Source organism: Chryseobacterium taeanense (assembly GCF_900099685.1).
GTDB lineage: Bacteria > Bacteroidota > Bacteroidia > Flavobacteriales > Weeksellaceae > Chryseobacterium > Chryseobacterium taeanense.
Genome location: NZ_FNDW01000001.1, coordinates 363,335 through 384,267, shown reverse-complemented (window position 1 = coordinate 384,267; position 20,933 = coordinate 363,335). Strand labels below are relative to the sequence as shown.

The 20,933-nt window shown below is 34.8% G+C and carries 27 protein-coding genes and 1 tRNA gene; 15 read left to right on the top strand and 13 right to left on the bottom strand.

The window, feature by feature from the left end:
• The first annotated feature begins 12 nt into the window (after nucleotides 1–12).
• Both BLR30_RS01765 and BLR30_RS01760 read left to right on the top strand, forming a co-directional pair.
• Nucleotides 13–522 carry an RDD family protein gene (locus BLR30_RS01765; RefSeq protein WP_089853797.1) on the top strand — a complete coding sequence of 170 codons (510 nt, stop codon included), beginning with the start codon at nucleotides 13–15 and terminating at the stop codon, nucleotides 520–522.
• A 60-nt stretch (nucleotides 523–582) separates the two neighbouring features.
• Nucleotides 583–653 (top strand) — tRNA-Cys (locus BLR30_RS01760).
• A 304-nt stretch (nucleotides 654–957) separates the two neighbouring features.
• Here BLR30_RS01760 and BLR30_RS01755 read toward each other — a convergent pair.
• The 3 genes from BLR30_RS01755 to BLR30_RS01745 form a co-directional block, all read right to left on the bottom strand.
• Nucleotides 958–1,236, bottom strand: coding sequence for a hypothetical protein (locus BLR30_RS01755; RefSeq protein ID WP_089853795.1), 279 nt, complete (start codon nucleotides 1,234–1,236; stop codon nucleotides 958–960).
• A gap of 809 nt (nucleotides 1,237–2,045) precedes the next feature.
• Nucleotides 2,046–3,467, bottom strand: coding sequence for a CCA tRNA nucleotidyltransferase (locus BLR30_RS01750; protein WP_089853792.1), 1,422 nt, complete (start codon nucleotides 3,465–3,467; stop codon nucleotides 2,046–2,048).
• 10 nt (nucleotides 3,468–3,477) lie between these two features.
• Entirely contained in the window at nucleotides 3,478–3,840 is a 363-nt protein-coding gene (locus BLR30_RS01745) for a winged helix-turn-helix transcriptional regulator (RefSeq protein WP_175443579.1), read from the bottom strand.
• A 95-nt stretch (nucleotides 3,841–3,935) separates the two neighbouring features.
• On the opposite strand from BLR30_RS01745, the gene BLR30_RS01740 reads away from it, so the two are divergent.
• Nucleotides 3,936–4,334 (top strand): hypothetical protein, encoded by a 399-nt coding sequence (locus BLR30_RS01740; protein WP_139164570.1) that lies wholly within the window; start codon nucleotides 3,936–3,938, stop codon nucleotides 4,332–4,334.
• 18 nt (nucleotides 4,335–4,352) lie between these two features.
• On the opposite strand, the gene BLR30_RS01735 is transcribed toward BLR30_RS01740, so the two are convergent.
• The 7 genes from BLR30_RS01735 to gldB all read right to left on the bottom strand — a co-directional run bounded on the left by BLR30_RS01735 (nucleotide 4,353) and on the right by gldB (nucleotide 9,030).
• Nucleotides 4,353–4,901: an L-threonylcarbamoyladenylate synthase gene (locus BLR30_RS01735; protein WP_089854603.1), complete on the bottom strand. Its 549-nt coding sequence runs from the start codon at nucleotides 4,899–4,901 to the stop codon at nucleotides 4,353–4,355.
• A 44-nt stretch (nucleotides 4,902–4,945) separates the two neighbouring features.
• A complete protein-coding gene (locus BLR30_RS01730) occupies nucleotides 4,946–5,254 on the bottom strand; it encodes a GIY-YIG nuclease family protein (RefSeq protein ID WP_089853783.1) in 309 nt (102 codons plus the stop codon).
• 78 nt (nucleotides 5,255–5,332) lie between these two features.
• Nucleotides 5,333–5,836 (bottom strand): DinB family protein, encoded by a 504-nt coding sequence (locus BLR30_RS01725; protein WP_089853780.1) that lies wholly within the window; start codon nucleotides 5,834–5,836, stop codon nucleotides 5,333–5,335.
• 61 nt (nucleotides 5,837–5,897) lie between these two features.
• A complete protein-coding gene (locus BLR30_RS01720) occupies nucleotides 5,898–6,377 on the bottom strand; it encodes a nuclear transport factor 2 family protein (protein WP_089853777.1) in 480 nt (159 codons plus the stop codon).
• A gap of 17 nt (nucleotides 6,378–6,394) precedes the next feature.
• Nucleotides 6,395–7,534 (bottom strand): cystathionine gamma-synthase, encoded by a 1,140-nt coding sequence (locus BLR30_RS01715; RefSeq protein ID WP_089853774.1) that lies wholly within the window; start codon nucleotides 7,532–7,534, stop codon nucleotides 6,395–6,397.
• Between the two features lie 118 nt (nucleotides 7,535–7,652).
• Nucleotides 7,653–7,979 carry a gliding motility protein GldC gene (gldC, locus tag BLR30_RS01710; RefSeq protein ID WP_089853771.1) on the bottom strand — a complete coding sequence of 109 codons (327 nt, stop codon included), beginning with the start codon at nucleotides 7,977–7,979 and terminating at the stop codon, nucleotides 7,653–7,655.
• A 64-nt stretch (nucleotides 7,980–8,043) separates the two neighbouring features.
• Nucleotides 8,044–9,030, bottom strand: a complete 987-nt coding sequence (gene gldB / locus BLR30_RS01705) for a gliding motility lipoprotein GldB (protein WP_089853769.1) — start codon at nucleotides 9,028–9,030, stop codon at nucleotides 8,044–8,046.
• A gap of 53 nt (nucleotides 9,031–9,083) precedes the next feature.
• Between gldB and BLR30_RS01700 the strand changes: the two genes are divergently transcribed.
• From BLR30_RS01700 to BLR30_RS01650, 12 genes are all read left to right on the top strand, one after another.
• On the top strand, nucleotides 9,084–9,719 hold the full coding sequence (locus BLR30_RS01700; protein ID WP_228400680.1) for a leucine-rich repeat domain-containing protein: 636 nt from the start codon (nucleotides 9,084–9,086) through the stop codon (nucleotides 9,717–9,719).
• A gap of 3 nt (nucleotides 9,720–9,722) precedes the next feature.
• Nucleotides 9,723–10,247 carry a GNAT family N-acetyltransferase gene (locus tag BLR30_RS01695; RefSeq protein WP_089853763.1) on the top strand — a complete coding sequence of 175 codons (525 nt, stop codon included), beginning with the start codon at nucleotides 9,723–9,725 and terminating at the stop codon, nucleotides 10,245–10,247.
• 62 nt (nucleotides 10,248–10,309) lie between these two features.
• Complete coding sequence (gene nadE / locus BLR30_RS01690) at nucleotides 10,310–11,101, top strand: NAD(+) synthase (RefSeq protein ID WP_089853760.1); 792 nt, start codon at nucleotides 10,310–10,312, stop codon at nucleotides 11,099–11,101.
• Between the two features lie 100 nt (nucleotides 11,102–11,201).
• Nucleotides 11,202–11,705, top strand: coding sequence for a ribonuclease domain-containing protein (locus BLR30_RS01685; protein WP_089853757.1), 504 nt, complete (start codon nucleotides 11,202–11,204; stop codon nucleotides 11,703–11,705).
• A gap of 58 nt (nucleotides 11,706–11,763) precedes the next feature.
• Complete coding sequence (locus BLR30_RS01680) at nucleotides 11,764–12,306, top strand: matrixin family metalloprotease (RefSeq protein ID WP_175443578.1); 543 nt, start codon at nucleotides 11,764–11,766, stop codon at nucleotides 12,304–12,306.
• Nucleotides 12,303–12,584, top strand: coding sequence for a barstar family protein (locus BLR30_RS01675; protein ID WP_089853750.1), 282 nt, complete (start codon nucleotides 12,303–12,305; stop codon nucleotides 12,582–12,584). The genes BLR30_RS01680 and BLR30_RS01675 overlap by 4 nt, the downstream gene beginning before the upstream one ends.
• 282 nt (nucleotides 12,585–12,866) lie before the next feature.
• Nucleotides 12,867–13,352: a hypothetical protein gene (locus tag BLR30_RS01670; RefSeq protein ID WP_089854600.1), complete on the top strand. Its 486-nt coding sequence runs from the start codon at nucleotides 12,867–12,869 to the stop codon at nucleotides 13,350–13,352.
• A gap of 31 nt (nucleotides 13,353–13,383) precedes the next feature.
• On the top strand, nucleotides 13,384–13,545 hold the full coding sequence (locus BLR30_RS17635) for a hypothetical protein (protein ID WP_175443577.1): 162 nt from the start codon (nucleotides 13,384–13,386) through the stop codon (nucleotides 13,543–13,545).
• Between the two features lie 346 nt (nucleotides 13,546–13,891).
• The gene (locus BLR30_RS01665) at nucleotides 13,892–14,698 is read left to right on the top strand and encodes a hypothetical protein (protein ID WP_089853747.1); all 807 of its coding nucleotides are present in this window, start codon (nucleotides 13,892–13,894) and stop codon (nucleotides 14,696–14,698) included.
• Nucleotides 14,691–15,173, top strand: coding sequence for a hypothetical protein (locus BLR30_RS01660; protein ID WP_139164569.1), 483 nt, complete (start codon nucleotides 14,691–14,693; stop codon nucleotides 15,171–15,173). The genes BLR30_RS01665 and BLR30_RS01660 overlap by 8 nt, the downstream gene beginning before the upstream one ends.
• A 139-nt stretch (nucleotides 15,174–15,312) precedes the next feature.
• Nucleotides 15,313–15,942 carry a hypothetical protein gene (locus BLR30_RS01655; protein WP_089853742.1) on the top strand — a complete coding sequence of 210 codons (630 nt, stop codon included), beginning with the start codon at nucleotides 15,313–15,315 and terminating at the stop codon, nucleotides 15,940–15,942.
• Between the two features lie 341 nt (nucleotides 15,943–16,283).
• Nucleotides 16,284–16,733, top strand: a complete 450-nt coding sequence (locus BLR30_RS01650) for a hypothetical protein (protein ID WP_089853739.1) — start codon at nucleotides 16,284–16,286, stop codon at nucleotides 16,731–16,733.
• A gap of 6 nt (nucleotides 16,734–16,739) precedes the next feature.
• Here BLR30_RS01650 and BLR30_RS01645 read toward each other — a convergent pair whose 3' ends face one another.
• From BLR30_RS01645 to BLR30_RS01635, 3 genes are all read right to left on the bottom strand, one after another.
• Entirely contained in the window at nucleotides 16,740–17,300 is a 561-nt protein-coding gene (locus BLR30_RS01645; protein WP_175443576.1) for a dual specificity protein phosphatase family protein, read from the bottom strand.
• Between the two features lie 457 nt (nucleotides 17,301–17,757).
• Nucleotides 17,758–19,371 carry a UxaA family hydrolase gene (locus BLR30_RS01640; RefSeq protein ID WP_089853734.1) on the bottom strand — a complete coding sequence of 538 codons (1,614 nt, stop codon included), beginning with the start codon at nucleotides 19,369–19,371 and terminating at the stop codon, nucleotides 17,758–17,760.
• Nucleotides 19,372–19,375: 4 nt separating this feature from the next.
• Nucleotides 19,376–20,839, bottom strand: coding sequence for a tagaturonate reductase (locus tag BLR30_RS01635; protein ID WP_089853731.1), 1,464 nt, complete (start codon nucleotides 20,837–20,839; stop codon nucleotides 19,376–19,378).
• Between the last annotated feature and the right edge of the window lie 94 nt (nucleotides 20,840–20,933).

Below are 20,933 nucleotides of genomic sequence, written 5' to 3'. Positions count from 1 at the left end.
TAAACTAATAACATGAGAAAATATTTACGCGTAGTTGATACGAACAGGGCTACAAAATGGCAAAGACTTGCCAACTTTATTATTGACAGAATTATTTTTAGTTTTTCTTTCTTTATTATAGGATCTCTCGGGGTCATTGTCGATACAATTCTAGGAATTCAGTATTTTACGGAATTATTCTCCAATTTTGCAGGTATTAACAGGGCACTTGATATCCTGATTACTGGGATTCTGTATTTTCTTTATACTTTTTTGCTAGAATATTTTACTAAAGGAAGGACAATTGGAAAATATATAACCGGAACAAAAGTAATTACTACAGATGGGCAGATTCCGACAACGTATGAATTTTTCATTCGTAATATTTCGAGATTGGTTCCTTTTGATATTCTTTCTTTTTTAGGTGAAAACGGTTGGCACGATAGCTGGAGCGACACACGTGTTGTGAACATCAAAAATTATGAAGCTGAAAGACAGGCTAAAAGCGAAATAGAAAGCATCGGCACAAAAGAAATTGCGTAAAAAACTTTTGTCGGATCATATATTTTGTTATATTTGCAGACCTAAAAATGGTAAAGACATGGTACTTTGGCCGAGCGGCTAGGCAGTGGTCTGCAACACCATCTACAGCGGTTCGAATCCGCTAGGTACCTCAGAAAATCCCTATTCTATTCATATAGTTTAGGGATTTTTCTTTTCACTTATGCATAATATGTGAATCATTATGATCTTAATAAAAACCATTCGTAAATTTTTATCGTATATAAAATACAAGCGATGTATTTGAACATAAGACACAGCTCATTCATTTGAGTTTTTTCATGGTTATTAGTTTTTAATTCCCGGTTCTACGCCGGGGATTTTTATTTAAAAATCTCTACGATTGTCCGTCATTAAGTCTATTAAAAAATCAGCCCCTTACAAAGAGCTGACTAATTTTTACTACAGAAATTTCAATTATCTGATTATTTTTTCGACGTTGGCTTTAGCACAGTTAAAAGCTTCTTCAGCTTCTTCATAAAGTACATTCACCGAAATTTCAAAACCGCTTGCCATAAAGAAAGTTACATTTCCCTCTATATTAAAACTCAGGAAACCGATATGATTAACATTAATTACCAAGGGTTTACCTAGAACCTTTGCACCTTCAATAGAATTTGGTTTCTTTATATTGATGATGTTAGAGGCCTTTACATAAATTAAGCCTTCTGATGTCGTTTTTATTATATAAGACACGTAATAATTTTTTTGTAAAGATACATATTTTTAAAATGCAAAAAATCCCCAGACAAAGCAGAGGATTAAATGAAAAAATTAATATTTAAGTGATGGTGTTGCTTTTAAAAATATTCTCAGAAGATCTGAGAATATTTGATAGTTCCTTTTTAAAGAGATTTTTTAATAGCTGTGTTTAAGTATTCAACTACTATGCCAAGAATAGTGCTTTAGAGATAATTCTATAAATTTCAACAAAAAAGCCCCCGATTGACGGGGGCTAAAAACTAATAACCATGAAAACTCAAATTAAATATGAGAATCGATGCAAAGGTATAAATTATTTTTCATAAAAAAACTATATCCGGATTTTACTAATCTCTATTTTTAATTGGAAAAAATTAACAATATCTATTTGTATAAGATTATTGATGATAAAATATGAAAACTATGTAGTAATAATTAAATATTTGCTCAATAACAACTAATATAAATGTCTAAAAAAAAAGTCCCCATATTTCTATGAGGACTAAAAACTAATAACCATGAAAACTCAAATTAAACATGAGTGACTGCAAATTTAAGAAATGCAGAGTTTAAAAATCTTATTTATGAGTAATAATTTAAGGTCTTAACAAAATTTTATCAGTCATTAAAAAACTATTAATTTTATGATAAGTCTAAAATAACCAGTGATAAAGAGCAACAGAGCGTTTTTAAAATGACAATACAATCTTTAAAAAATTAAACGCTTATTTAATAAATGTTAAAAGGAAAGCCTCCTTTCCGGGAGGCTAAATCTGTTGAATTTTAAATGTATTATTGAATTTTCATACCAAAGTTAATCCGAGCTTTTCGGCTTCAGCAATCACAAAATTTCTTGCTTCTTCGCTGTTATTGGCAATTTCGCCCTCAAGAATGGCTTCTTTTACTTTTTCCTTTAAAATTCCTATTTCACGACCGGGTTTCAAATTAAACATCGCCATAATTTCTTCTCCGGAAATCGGCGGCTGGAAATTTCTTACCTGATCTTTTTCCTCAACTTCTTTAATTTTAATTGCAACATATTCAAAATTCTTTTTGAATTTCTCCTGCTTTTTAGAATTTTTTGTGGTGATGTCGGCTTTACAAAGCGTAAACAGATCTTCCATATCTTCACCGGCATCAAAAAGGAGTCTTCGCAATGCAGAATCGGAGGCATCATCGGTGATAAGTGCAATAGGTCTGGATGAAAGCTTTACCATTTTTTGGACATATTTCATGTCCGAGCCCAGAGGCAATTTCAATCTCTGAAACAGATTTTTCACCATTTTAGAACCCAAAAATTCATGTCCGTGGAAAGTCCAGCCAGTTCCTTCCACAAATTTTTTGGTGGGTGCTTTTCCAATATCGTGAAGCAGTGCAGACCACCGTAACCACAGATTATCTGTATTTGCTGAAATATTGTCTACTACTTCCAGCGTATGATAAAAATTATCTTTATGGGTTTGCCCTTCCACTTCTTCTACACCTTTCAAATCAACAAGTTCGGGAATAATGAGTTTCATTAAACCTGTCTGCTCCATTAATTTTAAACCAAGCGAAGGTTTTTCAGATAACATGATTTTATTAAATTCAACCATGATTCTTTCCATTGAAACAATTTTGATTCTTTCCGCTTCCTGCCTGATTGCTTCCAAAGATTTTTCTTCTATCTGAAACTGTAAAGTAGACGCAAAACGGATCGCTCTCATCATTCTCAACGGATCATCCGAATAAGTCTGTGCAGGCTCCAAAGGCGTTCTTAAAATTCCTTTTTCCAGATCATCAACGCCATTAAAAGGATCGATCAACTCACCGAAATTGTCTTTATTAAGAGAAATCGCCATTGCATTGATCGTAAAATCTCTTCTCTTTTGGTCATCTTCAATGGTTCCGCCTTCCACTTCCGGCTTGCGGCTGTTTTCTGAATAACTTTCTTTTCTGGCACCGACGAATTCCAACTCAAGGTCTTTGTATTTAATCATTGCCGTTCCATACGTCTTGAAAACAGAAACTTTCATTTTCGGGTCGATTTCTTTTCCGACGTTTTGAGCAAGCTCTATTCCGCTTTGTTCGGTGACAAAATCAATATCTGTAGAAGCTTTTCTTTTCATTAATAAATCACGTACATAGCCACCAACGACATACACCGACTGCTTATTTTTGTTTGCTACTTCAGAGATTATTTTAAAAAGTTTAAGGTTTTTATTTTGATTAAGGTTAATATTCATTTTAAATATTTCAAAATTCAGAATCTGCAAAGATAAGATTATCATCCTTTTGTTCTAAAATTAATTTTCTATGTTGTTGTGCCCATGCCGCAATAGATTCTATAAGAGGCTCTAATGTTTTACCATGCTCTGAAAGCGTATAATAAGAATTTCTGTCCTTCTCTTTTTTAGTAATTAGCATATTTTGCTCCAAAAATTTAAGTTCCCGGATCAGAGTTCTTGCTGTAATCCCCTTAAGATCTTTCTGCAATTCATTAAATCGTTTTTCTTTATCGCATAAACTGGCAAGAATAGCACTTTTCCATCTTCCGCCTATAAGATAGATCACATCGCTCACATCCCTGAGCCGTAATTGTTTTTGTTTATTTTTCATCATTATGTTTTGGGGTATCCTAAAAGATACTTGTATTTTTATCAAAGATATTATTGAGATTTGGATTTTTACTTATTTTTGTGAAAACATTTATGATGAAAAACACATTCAATCCAAACCAAAGCATTCCTTTATCAGTAAAAATATTCTCATGGATTCTCATTGTAGCGGGAATATTCTTTTTTTATGTTTTCACTTTTAACCCTGGATTGTGTTTTCCCGGAGCAAGCATTACAGATTACTCATCACAGCTTGGTTTTAGCAGTACAGGAGTAAGAATATTGGGCAGTGTTGTCGCTCTATTGATTTCTGTGATTTTCAATAAATCCCAATGGCTTTTTATCACTTTGGTTTCACGCCTGACCATAGAAATCGGTGACATTATCGTTAATGTGTCGTCCGGCGGAACAATGCTAAATACCATTATGATCGGGACTATAGCAATCCTCGAATTCTGGGCTATTGTAAAATTGTATAGGATTATTAAAAGTTAATTTCAGAATTACCCGAAACTATTCTCTAAGAACTTTTATTCTATTGTCGTTCCAGATTTTGATGACTGAGGAACCCGGATATTTTGAAACTTTTTCTCTGTCTTCTTCCACAGCATAATCTACCAGATCGAGAATTTCAGAGGAAATATCAGAGAATTTAAGCGGACTTTTTTCTCCACTGAAATTTGCGGATGTTGATACCAAGGGTTTATTAAGCTTTGTGATTAACTTTTTGCAAAAGTCGTTCTTTACCAAACGAATTCCTATACTTCCATCTTCAGCTAATAGTTCTTTTGGCAGTCCTCTCGGGTTTTCGTAAACAATAGTCACCGGTTTTTCACTCAAATCAATGATTTCCCATGCCATTTCCGGAACATCCACCAGATCCTGCAGTCTTTTTTCAGATTCCACCAAAATAATCATGGACTTATTTTTCTCACGCTTTTTGATGTCAAAAATTTTATTGACTGCTTCTATATTCGTAGCATCGCAACCAATTCCCCAGATCGTATCTGTTGGATAAAGAATTGTTCCTCCGGATTTTAATATTTGTATGATATTTTCCATAATTATTGTCATGTCATTGCGAGGAGCGAAGCAACGAAGCAATCTCAAAAAGGATTCATAATATCCTTAATATCTTCGGCTAAATCTCTCCACTCAGGATTAATTGAATTTATTAAATCTATTTTTTTCTGCCGTGAACCAGCTTTAATTTGTTTCTCTCTAAAAATAGCATCACCAATTTCCTGAAATGATTCCCAATAGATGAGTTTATTTATATTATATTTTGAAGTAAAACTTAATTCGAAAAACTTTTCTTTGTGCTCGTTAATTCTTTTAGGCAAATTGGATGTCACGCCTGTATAGAGAACTGTATTATTTATATTGGTCATTATATAGATAAAGCCTGGTTTCATTTGTGCAGTTAAAGATTGATAATTCTAAAGATTGCTTCGTCGCTTCGCTCCTCGCAATGACAATAAAATTAAAAAAAATTATATTACAGGCAAATATCTTTCTTCAATAATATTCAGATGATGCACATTATGGCCAACAATTAATTTCCCTATGGTTTCTACAGAAATCTGATTTCCGTTGGCTGTCCCAATATTCTTTAATACTAAAGGATTGAGTGTGTTCAGTAAAATTTGTGAAGATTTTCTCACCAATTGATATTCTTCCAACAGAGATTTTAGGCTTCTTTCATTCGCAAAAGATTGATTAGCATATAACTCTTCGTCAAAACCCGGTAATTCATTTTTGTCACCTCTTGCAAAGGCCAAAATCCTATATTGAAAAACCCTTTCGGTATCGGATAAATGCAAAAGCAGTTCTTTTAATGTCCATTTTCCTTCGGCATAAGCAAAAAGCGATTGTTCTTCCGAAAGGTTTGTATAGATTTCTACAGTTTTTTCTCCCGTTTTATTCAATTCACCCAACCAATCATGGGATGGAATTAAATCTAAATATCGTTGTACGTATTTTTGAAAATCAGTCATAGTTTTAGCGTAACAATGGTAAAGTTTTTCTATTCTTCACATTGCTATATTGTTATATTAATTATAAGTGATGATCGTAGCTCAGTACGCGTTTCATTTTCCAGTTTTTATTTTCTAAAATCCAAAGAATGGTAAACTTTGCGCGGCTTCCTTTGTTCCATTTACCTTTATAGAATTCAGCAAAATCATGTTCACCTTCCTGAATAAAAGCATACAAAATATTATTGTTATACAAAGGATACACTTTCATGCTGCCCGGAACCAATTCACGTCTTACTTTGTTGGGTCCGCCACAAATATTATTCCTTATTGATGTAGTGAAAGCTTCTTTACCAGATGTAATTCCGCCTTTGTCGTGATAAAACTCAAGATCGTCACTTACGATAGAATCATAATGAGAAAGATCACATGTATTAAATCCGACATTAAATATCAGGCTGTCTAATTTCTTTGCCGTTTTATAAAGTTCGTCGGTACTTTTAACCTGCGAATAGACCGTCTGACACAAAATCAGCAATAATAAAATCTGAATCTTTCTCATGATGTTTTATCTTTATATTAAGAAAAAGCTTTTTCCAGATCTCCAATCAAATCTTCCGCATCTTCGATGCCTACACTTAAACGAACTAAGTCGTCTGTGATTCCTAATTCTGCACGTTTTTCGGCAGGAATAGAAGCATGAGTCATTAAAGCCGGATGATTCGCTAAAGATTCCACTCCGCCTAACGATTCAGCCAAAGTGAATACTTTTACTTTTTCTAAAAACTTAATGGCATCTTCTTTTTTTCCTGATTTAAGGGTAAAAGAAACCATCCCTCCGAAGTCTTTCATTTGAGATTTTGCCAGTTCGTACTGCGGATGAGACTCCAATCCCGGATAGATTACTTTGTCTACAGCAGGATGAGATTCAAGATATTTTGCTACAGCCATTCCGTTTTCAGAATGTCTCTGAACTCTTAATGCTAAGGTTTTAATTCCTCTTAACACCAGATAAGAATCATGAGGTCCTAAAATTCCACCGCTTGCAAACTGAATAAAGTGAAGTTTTTCTCCCAGTTCAGCATCTTTCGCCACCAAAGCACCGGCGATAACGTCGGAGTGTCCTCCTAAATATTTCGTTGCAGAATGCATTACAATATCAGCCCCTAAATCTATAGGTCTTTGAAGATAAGGAGTCGCAAAAGTATTATCTACAGCAACCAGAATCCCTTTTCCTTTTGCCACTTCTACAACCGCTTTTATGTCAACAAGCTTCATTAATGGGTTTGTGGGAGTCTCTACCCAGATTAATTTTGTTTTATCGGTAATAACATCGGCTATTTTAGAAACATCATCAAAATTAACGAATGTAAATTTCAGCTGATATTTTTCAAAAAGCCTGGTAAACATTCTGTATGTTCCTCCATATAAATCATCTACAGCAATTACCTCATCACCCGGATTTAATAATTTTAAAACACAGTCGATTGCTGCAAGACCGGAACCGAAAGCAAGACCTCTCGCACCGTTTTCGATGCTCGCCAAAGAATCTTCCAACGCCTGTCTTGTTGGGTTTGCCGCTCTGGAATATTCGTATCCGGAATGTATTCCCGGGCTTTTCTGTGCGAAGGTTGACGTTAAAAATACAGGAACATTTACAGAACCTGTCGCAGACTCGTGGTGCTGCCCACCGTGTATTACTTTTGTATTGAAATTCATAATTTTTGCTTTAGGCAATAAGCTTTAGGCAGTAAGCATCCATTATCTTATAAGCTAAAACTTAATTGAGTTAGTGTTAAAATAAACTGTCTGCAAAAGCTTACAGTTTATTGCTTTCTTACATTTTTATCGCCGATTTTACGGCAAATTCTTCTGCTATTTCCTCCATCCATTGTGCTACATCTTCTTCTCCGGTTGCTCTCTGATAAGTATTCCCAAGAGAAACCAAGATTTGATGAATAAACATTTTCATCTGGTCTACCGGCATTTCTTTCGTCCAAAGGTCAATTCTTAAAGCTTCCATAGCCTTATCATCCCATACAGAAATCATAGTGGCTTTTGTCGCTTCTTTCTCAATGCCTCCGTCCTGCGCATTCCAGGTTATATTTTCCGGAATGTGGTTTTCATCCAGTTCTACATCTATCGTAATCTGAGTTTTTCTCATAATTTCTACTTTTCTAATTCTACTATTTCTTAGCTGCCTGTTCTTACAGCTTCTTTTCTGATTTCTATTGCTCTAATTTCGGCTTATACCCGGATTGATTAAAAATTACCGTTGCATCCATTTTCAGGAAATCCTGAAGTTTAGTTTCTGGTTTCTGCTTGAGATATTCTTTACAGATCTGCCATCCTGTAAAAATTCCGATCTGTGGTGAAGATTCATTATCAATTTCCGTATAAAACTTTGAAAATGGTCCCGGAGCAATAAAACGATCTTCCAGACGGTGGTCATCTCCGAAAATCAGGTTGTTTTCTACCAGATAATTCCAAACATTGGCTTCATTGGCAACAGCCCACTCATACTGCTTTTGAGTATAATTCATTTTAAGATAATCGGGATAGCCCGGCAAAAAGGCATCTTTCAGAATCATAATTTTCCCGTTAAGAATCATCATATCGATAAATTTCTGATGATCCGGAGATTCTTTTACAAAACCTTCTGCAAAGATCTGCGCGACTTTCGGCACAATATTATTAGGGTTCATCGATTTCTGGAAATACATTTCAAGGCCTTTATAATTAGCGTTGCCTTCTCCCATAAAACCGGTAACGTCAATGAACAGAAGATTTCCTTTCGCATCATAAAAAATAGGATCCTGAACCATCTGTAATGCAGATGAAAAAAGATATACTTTCGGAGTTTTGAAGGAAGGAAAATAATATTTAATATGAGAAAAAAGATCCTGAAGATCTGCCTTAAGCTTCCTTTCATCTATTTTTCCTATGGCCTCTGTATAGATCTTAATTTCCTTCTCATCTGATCTTCGCTTTGAAAAGTTGGCATCACTTACTGTTCCCTGAAACCATGGAAATTCTGCCTTAAACTGATCCAAAGGAACACCAGGATCATAAAATCTTTTGGAAATATCAGTGATTTCAACCTTTTCGGCAGGATTTTTCACTTCAACCTTCCATCTGTTTTCAGACTCTTTTTTACAGGAATTCAAGCCTAAAACCAGTACCATTGAAAGTGCGGTAATTCTGAAAATATTCATATTTTTACATGAAATTAAGTGTACAAAAATAATGATTTAAACGCAATCTGATGATGAAAACTAAAATAATTACCCTTCTGATTCTTATTTCAGCGTTCCATTTTCTTACAGGACAACGGCTCATCTTTAAGGATAAAAATCTTCAGAAAGCCGTAACAGAAAATTTTGATCTCAATAAAGACGGCAGCATCAATCAATTTGAAGCCGACCGTATTGAAAATCTTTTTCTCGCAGGAAAGGGGATTACATCAGCAGAAGATCTCCATTATTTCAAAAATGCAAAAATGATCGTAATGGACGACAATAATATCGCAAATATGTCTCTGAAAAACATGGATTATCTTCAGTTGTTTTCCTGCACAGGTTGTAAAATCATCTCTTTTAAAGCCGAAAACCTTAAAAAAATCACCTCTTTATATCTTGATAACAACAGGATTGAAAATATTTCGCTAAAATCTATTCCTCTCATTAATCAATTAACTGTATCTTTAAATAAAATTAAGGCTATTGATCTCAGCAGCCTTAAAAGCCTTAAAAACCTTAACCTGGAACATAATCAGATCCAAAAACTGGATATCTCACAAAACCCGAATCTGCAAACCCTGAATATCAAAGAAAATCCTTTGAAAAAAACAGATATCAGAAAAGGGAATCAGGATGTAACCATTTTTGGATTTCATTACTATTAAAATATGCATCTGGAAACCGAAAGACTGATCCTTAGAAAATTTGAAGAAGCCGACGCTCAACGTATGTTTCTCATGGACTCGAATCCTGAAGTGATGAAATACATCGGAATGCCCACTCTTTCCGACGTGAGCGAATCTCAAAATGTTATCAAAATGATCCAAAAGCAATATGCCGAAAATGGTATTGGAAGACTTGCCGTAATTGAAAAAGCAAGCAACCTGCTGATCGGATGGAGCGGATTAAAACTTCTTACTGAAGAAATGAACGGCTATAACAACGTGTATGATCTCGGATATCGTTTTATGCCAGAAGTCTGGGGAAAAGGCTATGCCCTCGAATCTGCAAAAGCTTCCCTTGATTTTGGATTTAATGGTTTAAAAGTTGATGTCATCTACGCGCACGCTCATTCTGAAAATCTTGCTTCTAATCATATTCTAAGAAAGCTCGGTTTCAGAAATACAGGAGAATTTACAGAACCCGACGGAATCTGCTTTTGGTATGAGCTGAATCGTGAAAATTATCTTTAATAATTCTCATAAAACATTTAATTTTGAACATTCTTATCTAAAACAGGTTAAAAATATAAACAATGCAGACACAAAAAGTAATAGATCATATTGTCAACTGGCTTAAAGATTACGCCGTAAAAGCTAATGTAAAAGGATATGTCATCGGAGTATCAGGAGGTGTGGATTCAGGAGTGGTTTCTACGCTTTGTGCCATGACAGGACTGGAAGTTTTACTTATAGAAATGCCGATCCGTCAGAAAGAAGACCAGGTAAACCGCGCACAGGATCATATGGCAGATCTGAAAAACAGATTCCCGAATGTGCAGACAAAAACCATCAACCTGACTACCGTTTTTGAAAGCTTTGAAGAAACAGTGGAGGATCATGTAGAAGGCAGATGGAGCAATAACCTGGCATTGGCTAATACAAGATCCCGCTTCAGAATGCTGACCCTTTATTATTTCGGACAACTCCACGGATTGCTGGTGTGTGGTACCGGAAACAAAGTAGAAGACTTCGGAATCGGATTTTATACAAAATATGGTGACGGCGGTGTCGATGTTTCACCCATTGCCGATCTTTATAAAACAGAAGTTTATGAGCTGGCAAGAGCTTTAAATTTAATCGAAAGCATTCAGAATGCCATACCAACCGACGGGCTCTGGGATGCCGACAGAACTGATGAAGATCAGATCGGAGCCACTTATCCCGAGCTGGAAAAAATTCAGAAAGAATACGGAACGAAAGCCGTTGAAGACTATGAAGGACGCGACAAAGAGGTTTTCATGATCTTCGACAGAATGCACAAAGCCGCAAAACATAAAATGGTTCCCATTCCGATCTGCGATGTCCCGGAAGAATGGAGAGGGTAAATGTGAATAAATGAATCGTCAATTGTGAATTTTATAATCCAACTTTTACAATTGACGATTCACTACAAATTAATTGATAATTCACACCTATTTAATATTTATGAATAGTAAAATAAGATCTCTTTTTTTCATTTGCCTCGGACTTCTTTTCGGAATGTCTGCAATGTATGTTTATAAAAATTTCATCGCAGATCAAAAAACGGACAGCTCCAAGCCTGTTGTGGAATACAGTAGTGCTCAGCCATTATCAGAAGATATTCCTTCTGCTCAGCAGCAATCGATTGATAAGCTTACGGAAGAAAAGACCGTGATCGGTTTTGTAAAGCAGAACCACAAACTCCCGGATTATTATATCACTAAAAATGAAGCCAGAAAACTGGGCTGGGATCCTTCAAAAGGTAATCTTTGTGAAGTGCTTCCTGGAAAAGCAATTGGCGGCGACAGGTTCGGTAACCGTGAAAAAGTGCTGCCTGAAGGACAGTCTTATTTTGAAGCAGATGTAAATTATCATTGTGGTAGCAGAAATGGCGACCGTATCGTATTTACAGAAAACGGTGAGGTGTATCTTACGAAGACCCATTATAAAAGTTTTGAGAAGCAATAGTTTTTATTTCATTATTATTTTCATTCTCCTTTTTTCATGTTCTGAAAAAAAACAGAAAATGATAGAGGAAGAAAAAGCAATTACTATTTTGATTCAGCCTTTTAAAGGTGTTCAATCTGAAAGCGTGGAATTTGTAGCAAAAGAAATCAGAAAAATTTATCCCAAAGTAAAAACTCTGGATCCTATTGATATTCCTGAAAATACTTATTACAAACCCAGAAACCGCTACAGGGCAGACGCTCTGATTTCATTTTTAAGCAAAAACACAAAGGAAGGTTTTGTTACTATTGGCTTAACCTCAAAAGACATCAGCGCTACAAAAGGTAACGTGAAAGATTTTGGAATAATGGGTTTAGGTTTCAGACCAGGAAATGCATGTATTGCATCAAGTTTCAGATTAGATAAAAAAAATACTCATGACCAGTTTTTCAAAATTGCCGTTCATGAACTTGGTCACACGCAAGGTCTTAAGCATTGTCCTTCCAAAAAATGCTTTATGAGAAGTGCAGAAGGCAAAAATCCTACTGATGAAGAAACAGGCTTCTGTGAAAAGTGTAAACAGGCTTTAATTAAAAAAAACTGGAAATTCAGTTCAATATGAAAACAATATATATCGATTTTACAGACATAGGAGATTATGAAGATTTCTATGCACAACTAAAAAGTAAGCTGCCACTACCGGAACATTTCGGTGAGAATCTGGATGCTCTTTCGGACATCATTACAGGCGGACTCGAAATGCCGCTTCACCTGGAATTTGTCAATATGACCGTCGATCAGCTCGAAATTTTTGAAGATCTTCTAACTACTCTTGAGGATGCTGAAGATGAGGTAAAAGGATTTACATTTACGTATTTCCTTGAGCAATATGAGGAATAAATTTCTGTAATTAAGATTTTAGCCCGGTGCCTAGGATTTAAGCTACCCGGGCATCACAATCTTTTCTTTGGTAACTCCGGCACAATATCCCTTTAATAGAAGACTGGAGAATTATCACTTTTGAGACTTACAATCTGCAAGGTATTCTCATCATATTCAAATTTCCGCTATGGAGGTATTAATTTTTTAAGCAGCTTTTAAAATTTTCCTTATCTTAGTTTTCTCTTAAAAAACACAAGATTTTATATACAAATCATAGTATTAACTTTAAAATCAAAAATGATGGGATTAACAAATTTGAACGCTACCCATTTGAGCAGTACGAAGATCACTGCGGCACAGGATGCCATCGCGGCATTGGAATCAGCACTTGCTGAAATTACCATCAACCTTTCACCGGAAGACCGTAAACGTTACGGCAGCATCAACGAGCAAAACAAGCTCTTTGTAAACAAAGTCCACGACTACAACCAGAGCCAGCCGAACCTGAGTTCTCCGGAAGTCGACTGGAACGAGTTCAACAAAGACCACAGCTCACGCAACAGTATGGAAACACTGATAAGCAGGCTGGAAAGCATTATCACAAGGCTTAACAATGCAAAAACGCTGCATGATTTCGACAATTATCAGTCGGCGCTGGTAGATTATTCGTACGCTACTTATAAAGCGGGAACAGCGTCTCCGGGATTTGAAGACAAATACAAAGACCTGAAACAGTTTTTCGTAAAAAATTCTACCTCAACGGCTCCCCCTGAAGAAAAAAAGTAAACGGTAACATTTTCTACTACCCTTCCATTGTATGGAGGGGTATTTTTATGGTTTCACCGGGTTGTACAATGGTTCGGAGCCGTTCTTCAATCATCCGGCGACGTTGTTCAGTGTTCTCAATACGTCCCACAAAGATCAGGAAACGTTGTTTAATCATCCGAAGACGTTGTTCAATGGTACAGCGATCTGTTGAACCGTTCCGGAGACGTCACATAATGATCCGAAGCAGTCTTTTATCTGTCCTGACCTATCTTTTACGGGTGCGGACAGGTTGTATAACGTATCCGGAGGGATAGATTATGCCATTGGAGGTATGAATAACGTCGCGGGACTTTTGGGGGACGGTGCGGGATGTGTTTTGGACGGGTAATTTGGGGTTGGGAACGTGGAAGGAGGGAGTATAAAATTAATATTTGGTATTAATGTTTATTTTATTATTTTTAATAAAATTATAGCTTGGATTTTTATATTGTGTAAAGCCAAATTTTAGCAGCAACTTATAACCGATGAAACGCAAATTTTACACTTATAGATAACAGATGAATATTTTTGAAATTATTCACAGTAACAGTAAAGAATCATTAATTAAGAAATTGTTACTTGATCTGTTAAAGCAAAAAAAAATTAGTTGGAATTATGGCACTAAAAGATATATTTTTACAGGGATAGAAAAATTTGACAATGACATATTCATAATAAAATTTGCTAGAGAGTCATTAAATAAAATATATGTAGAAGATGAAATCGATATAAAAAAAACAGATATTCTTGAAGCGAGATATGTTTACTTAATCATTGACATTAATAATCAAATTTTGCTTATCGAAGACAAAAGATCCATATTTCAAAATTTCGAAACCGCAATTGCCTTAATAAATCGCTTTATTAATGGAAAAATTAAAGACTACAATTATCATTTAAATATATTTCCTTTAGCTACTAAATATACTTTTTGGAAATATGTAGATGAAGCTGATAAAATTTACAAATTAATATTAAAGTTAAATGCCCCAAATATGGCATTTTTTGCTAATAGAAGTACACAAAAAATTTTAAAAGCAATTAAAGAAGAAGTGAATAATGATGAATTAGACTTGATATTTAAAAATAGTGATGGTAATTTAGAAATAAAAAAGAATGGAATAGGCACTTGGATTGATTACATAAGAGAAATTGGTGGTAGATATTTCATGAAATATAAAGAAGGTGGTAAAATAAAAACTTTATCAAGTGATAATGATATTTACAATATTGAACTAAATATTGATGATAAGCTAGATCAAAATCAAAAAGAATCTATTAAGTCACAAATAAGTAGAATATCAGAATTAGATAACCGTGAATAAATTCTTTAAAATACTAATTTATACCTGTCCATTAATTTTGGCAGTTATCCTAGTAAAATTTACTGGAGTAATTTCTGATGAAATATATGAAACTAATAATCTGTTAACTTATAGTGGAGTTTTAATTGGCTTTGGATTAACTTTATACACATTTGGTTTATCTATTTTAAAAGACATTTATGAAGTAATAGACAAAATATCTTTTAAAAAAATTGAAAACAAAGAATTAATTATAAAAGAACTAAAGGCAGCATTCAAAGAAATTAGGAACGATATTGTAGTTATGTTTTTCGCAATTATCGCAATTTTCATTTCTACAATCATATCAAATACTATTAATCCATTTGAATGGGATGTTGAATATTTAAAAATACCTGAAATATTAAAAATGTCTGTATTTTTATACACAACTTTTGCACTCGCTGATATTATGAAATCCTTATTTGATTTGTCAAAACTCATATTCAAGAATTGAAACATCGCAGATAACAGACATATATGTAGCGGATTTGCACTCAGTGATCTTGAAAAAAGTTATTTTAAGAACGAATTTCAAATCCACTCTCTATAAGATTTTTCTTGTTAGTTAATTTTTTAACCCAAACTTTATAAATATGATTGAATCTCCAAACCTTGAAAAAGTAAAACAACATAAAACAGATAATCCTAATGCAATGGGTTGTATTTTACTTGCTCCAAAATTCCATAAAAATGGTTTTGACGAAATTATTCAAAGACTTGAATACTTAAATCAGAGAAGTGGTGAAAATTTACATTTTTACTGTGCGGGTTTCGGAGCCTATTGGAATGAAGAAATAGCTCCCGATATGGAAATTTTGAATATCAGTTTATTACATAATTCTAATAGAATTCCTTGGGCTTTTAGTCAAAATTTTTTTGCAAAGTTTGTAACGGAATTAGAAAATGAAACCAACTGGAAATATTCTGGAGGAACTGAAATAATTGTTTTAGATAAAAATTTAGAATTCAGAAATTGTATTGTTTTTAAAATTGATGAAATGATTTCCGACAAAATAATCCGAAGTCCTAATGATATTATTGAAGCTTTGATTCAACAATCTAAGAAAGGAAAAAGTAACACTTTAATTAGTTTAAAAGGTATTGGAATTATTGCAATTGACGAAGCACTTAAAGCATTTTTAGGATTTCTTCCAAAATCCGTTGAAAACATTTGGAATATTTGGCAAAAAGGAAAACACTATACATTAATTGACTTAAAATAAAAGCCATACTGATTTCCTTATCTGTAACTATTACGTGATCTTTAAAGATACAGTCTAAACACGAATTCTATTTTTGACTGAAATCTTTAATATTCAATTTAACCACCCCGTCTTAATTTTCCCTGAAAATTAATCCACCCCTCCGAGGGAGGGGAATTCCTGCGTGAGTTGGGTCGTGTTTTTAAATTCCCCTCCGCTGGAGGGGTGGCGAAAATTCCAAAGAATTTTTGACGGGGTGGTTTTTGTTCATATAGTTTTATGAAATTTATAGTCTAACTACTATATTTGTGGCACAACGATGATGTTTACGCCAACGTGATGTATATTTATAAAAAATAGCAATGAATACCAACGATATACCACCCACCTTACCTGAGCTTGAATATTGGATGAAAGAAAACTGTTTCAATTTCAACGGTTACTCCATTGGCGGAAACCACATTTATGAAGGTTTTGGTATTGAACAGTCAGGGGATTATTTTATCTGGTATTATACAGAACGTGGACAAAAACAGAATTTAAAACATTTCAAAACAGAAGCAGAAATTGTAGAATACGCTTTTAATCAAATTAAGTCAGACAAATGGGCAAAGACCCACTGTGTTGGTTTTTCAGCTGATTTAAATAAAATTATTGAGCTGAAAAACAAATTAGATGAAATGAACATCGAATATTTTGAAGACAATATTCCGTATTACGGAATTGAAAGACCGGTTTACAGAGTATTTGTATCAGGTTGTGATATTCTGAAAACGGAACATTTAAAAAAGAAATACCGTACGGAAAAATAAAGACAATTACTTCTGTACTTCCCTTTTCTTATAGTTTGTAAGATAGATGCCTTTCTCCGAACTTTTTGAAAAATTGGTTCCAAATTCCCAAAACAGGCGGGCATTTTCCCTGGCTTTTTCGTTGGTAAAGTTTTCATATTCGATTCTGTAAATAGAACTGAACAAGCGGGAGCGCCCAACACCATGATGACAATGAATAAGAACAGGATAATTTTCAGGATTATCCATAATTTTCAAGAATTTCTGTACCGTGCTGTCCTGAGGGATCTGATCGGTTGGTAAATTAAAATAATGAAGTCCGGCAATTTTATCGGCTGCAAACTCTTCGGCATTTACCTGCTTTTTTGTTTCCGGATTTAAAGCCGTCTGCACCAAACCGTCACGTAAATCGACAATGGTTTTTATTTTATGATCGCTTACAAAATCTGCCAGCTCTTCCGGCGGAACAGCTCCTGAATTATAAACTTTATTTCCTGTGATCGTTACCAGATTATGACGCACTTTTTTCTGATAAAATACAAATGCAAGAATCAGCACGGCAATAATCACCAATGAAATTACTATCATTTTGAAAACATTATTTTGGAAACTTAGATTCATAATTTTTTGAAATAAAATTCAATATTGCGAATCTACAATCTTTTTTTTAAGAAGAGAGTAAAATACAACGTTGATTATAAGTCTATTTAAATTTCATATAACCACAAACCGAAGGTTCGGCGGAGCCAAAAGTCACAAAAGATGATTTTAACTTGATGACTAAAATGAAAAAGATCACACTTTAATTTAACATTAAGAATTTCAGTAAAGCAAATTCAAATTTTTAATTAAGAAATCAATACATTGATTTTCATTAAGCTTTTTAAGCTAAAGAGGCTTAAATCCTTAATGTTAAAATACATTATAAATTTAAACTGGCTCTTATTCTTTTGTGACTTCGCGTATAATTAATTCGGTAAAAAGAAAATGCTCTCTACATAATGTAGAAAGCATTTTCAACCCTAATTTTAATATAATTATTCCCTTACAGAGAGACTCCTCGTCTCCATGGAATGAAATCATTCTGATTAAGAATCGCCGCCTTAGTTCTGATGGCTCCACTGGCTACGTCTATAATAAAATCTAATAGTTCTTCCGCTTTTTCGCTGATGGTCTTTTCTCCTGTAATTACATCTCCTGTATTAAAGTCAATGATATCGGGCATTCTTTCCGAGAGCGAGGTATTGGAAGAAATTTTCACGACCGGAACCACCGGATTACCGGTAGGTGTACCGAGACCTGTCGTAAATAAAACAACGTTTGCACCGGAGCCGACCAAGGCAGTGGTACACTCCACATCGTTTCCGGGGGTACAAAGTAAATTAAGTCCCGGCTTTTTTATATATTCCGTAAAATCGAGAACATCATTCACAGGCGACGAGCCTCCTTTTTTAGCTGCTCCCGCCGATTTCATAGCATCCGTAATTAGTCCGTCTTTAATATTTCCGGGCGATGGATTCATATCGAAGCCAGATCCGGCTGCAACGACTGATTTTTCAAAGTCTTTCATTAACTGCAAAAACCTTTCGGCATCTTGTTCATTTACGCATCGGTTTACCAGTTCCTGCTCTACCCCACATAATTCCGGAAATTCGGAAAGTATTGTTGCTCCTCCTATTCCGGCCATCAAATCTGACAAATGTCCTAATACTGGGTTGGCGGAAATGCCTGAAAACCCGTCTGAGCCTCCACACTCCAGCCCTAAAACCAATTTTGAAAGAGGAGCCGGCTTTCTTTCGATCTCATTAGCGTTTTTAATAGCATCGTAAGAGTCTCTGATGATTCCGCTCAGCATTTCATCTACTGTCCCGGACTTTTGCTGTTCGTAGATAATAATTGGTTTTTTATTATCAGGATTTATTTTTTCCAGTGCATCTTTAAATATCTGCACCTGCAGGTTCTGACATCCCAGGCTGAGAACTGTGGCTCCGGCGACATTGGGATTATTGACGTATCCTGCAAGCAGTCTTCCCAACGCTTCTGCATCCTGGCGAATACCACCACAACCGCCCTGATGGGTGATGAATTTAACATCAATATTTTTAAATACCCTGTTGTATTTATATTCTTCTACAGGCTGTTCTGTTTCTGTATCATTGATTAATGATCTTAATAATAACTGATGCTTACTCGTATTTTCAAACAAAAGTTCTTTTTCAAAAATCTCTTTCAATACTTCAACATTTCTGTTTTCGCAAAATACCAGCGGAAAAAACAGCCATATATTTTCCGTTCCTACTTGTCCGTCTTCACGGTGATAGCCCATGAAAGTTTTGTCTTTCCATTTTTCGACATCCGGGGCTGTCCAGGCAGCAGTTTCTGTTTTACCTTCCACTTTTGCACTCTGGTGCTTCACGTTTTCGGTTGTAATAACTTCACCTTTGAGAATTGGCTGATTTGCTTTTCCTACCAGAACGCCATACATGATGATCGGATCACCTTCCGAAAGGTTTTCGGTGACGAATTTATGTTTAGCTTTGGTGTCTTTTACAATATTATAAGTAAGATTGTCGAGTGTAACGATTTCTCCCCTGTTCAGATCAACAAGCGCGACCGCAACGTTATCAATTGGGTTTACTTTCAGTACTTTCTGTTGCATGATTTTAAGAATTAAATTCTACAAAATTGTTATATGCAGTTTTTATTTCATTATGGTCGATTTCGTATAATGCTTTGGCAACTGCTTCTTTCAAACCTTTAACCTGCGTAAGATCAGTATCCCAGAATGTTTTTTCGCTTAAAGCCAATTCAGCGACTCTTCCGTAATCTTCGCCTGTCCAAATTTCTTTAAATTTAGTGATAATTCCTTCATCATCATTCATTGGAAGCGTTTTTTCACCAAAATTCCCCTGATAGAATCTGATTAAACTTGCCAGAGCGAACGTAAGGTTTAATGGAAGCGTATTGTTTTTTTCAACATATGTAAGCAAACTTGGTAGTACTCTTACTTTAAATTTAGATACAAAATATAAAGCGATGCTCGCCAGATAGTGTTTAATGAAAGGATTTCTGAAACGGTCGAAAACTTCTTCTGCAAAATCTTTCAGTTCAGTTTCATCTAATCCTAAAGTTGGATTAACTTCATTAAAAATGGCATCAGTCAAAAATTTTCCGACAAACGAATCATCAATCGATTCTTTTACCGTTTCTTTCCCCGATAAAATGGCTGGAGCCAGCATCAATGTGTGACCGCCATTCAGGATTCTCACTTTTCTTAAACGATACGGCTGAATATCATCAACGACTAAAATCTGCTCATTGATTTTACTGAAAGGAATTCTCTCTTTTAAATTTCCGGCATCCTGAATCACAAATAACAAAAATGTTTCTGAGACCACCATATTCTGATCCTCATAATCCAGCTGCTCTTCGTAATTTTCTACATCGTCTTTTGGATATCCCGGAACGATTCTGTCTACCAAAGTATTGTGAAAATAGCTACTTTCATGAATCCACTGGGCAAAGCTTTCTTCTAATTTCCAAAGTGTTGCATATTTTAAAATAATATCTCTTAAAGCAAAAGCATTGTCTTCGATCAGTTCGCAGGGAATAATTCTTAGTCCTTTCTCTGGTGATCCGTTAAAATGCTTAAATCTTTCATATAGCAGAACGGTTACTTTTGCAGGGAAATTTTTGTGAGGCCCCTGAATGGAATTCTCTGTTTCATCGTAAGCAATTCCGGTTTCTGTGGTATTGGAAAAAATAAATTCAAGCTCTTCTTCTTTCGCCAAATCGAGGAATTCATTATAGTTCGTATAGGGATTCACTGATTTCTGAATGGCAGAAATGATCTTCTTTTCGTCAATGATTTCTCCTTTTTTAATTCCCCTGGTGAAAAGGGTGTACAGATTGTCCTGCTCTTCCAGTTTATGAACCGATCCGTTCGGTGTAGGCTGAACATTTACAATTCCTGCATGAAATCCTGCTTCTTTATTAAGCCTGTCAATTACATAATCTGTAAATCCTCTCATGAAATTACCTCCTCCAAACTGTACAATTCTGATGGGAAGTTTTTCCTGTGAGTTTGTTATTTGACGATTTAATTTTTGTTTTATTTGATTTTCCATCTTTTTTATATTGTTGCACTTGCTTTGATTTGTTTTAAACACAAAGGGCGCAAAGATTTTTCTTTTAAATCCCGATGTATATTTTACGTTCGCA